Origin of the sequence: Parahoeflea alexandrii, from assembly GCF_027214025.1 — a bacterium.
GTDB lineage: Bacteria > Pseudomonadota > Alphaproteobacteria > Rhizobiales > Rhizobiaceae > Hoeflea > Hoeflea alexandrii_A.
Window position 1 is genome coordinate 1 of record NZ_JAPWHB010000028.1, and the last position, 719, is coordinate 719.

The window sequence follows — 719 nt, forward strand, 5'->3', positions numbered from 1 at the left end:
CCCGCGACCCGATCATCACCGCCTCGATCCCGGCGGCAGCCGCTCCCGCCGGCGGCGCCGTCACCCGGGCCGCCAAACAGACCGTCAGCCAGGCCATTCGCCAGGACCTGCCGTTGTTCGGCGCCCACCGCATCCGCTTCGGCAAGATCATGAGTGGCGCACGCATCTCCGGCCTCATCCGCAAGGCAGCCGCCTCCGGCGCCTCCGCCATCTGCATCAACCGCTGCGCCGACCTCGCCGACCGCCTCGATCTCGGCGGCAGCGACATCACCGCCCAGCTCAGCCACGTCTCGGCTTCCGTCAACAATCTCGTCGCCTACCGCACCGACGAGCAGAACCACGGACGTCTCGACCAGTGGTCGACGCCCAACGAGACACTTGCACGCACAAGCGGCGACTGCGAAGACTACGCCATCCTCAAGATGGCCGTCCTCGCCCGTCTCGGCATTCCGCTGAACGCCATGGAAATCGTCGTCGTCAAGGACACAAGCCGCCGCCTGTTCCACGCCGTTCTCTCGGTCGCGCTCAAGGACCGCACGCTCATTCTCGACAACATGACCGACACTGTGGAAGCCGACACCGAAAAGCCCAGCTACGCCCCGCTGTTCTCGCTTTCGGGCTCCGCCAACTACATCTTCGGCTACAAGGGCGGCAAGCAGAACCTCACCGCATCGCTCAAGAACATGGCAAGCATCGCCCCCGGCGCAGGCTTCTGAAAC

Annotated in this window: 1 protein-coding gene; it reads left to right on the forward strand. The window is 65.8% G+C overall.

The genetic code is table 11. The annotated features are described in order from the left end of the window. On the forward strand, positions 1-716 hold a 716-nt coding region (locus O4H62_RS26280), incomplete at its 5' end, for a transglutaminase-like cysteine peptidase (protein ID WP_269391847.1). Positions 717-719 lie beyond the last annotated feature (3 nt).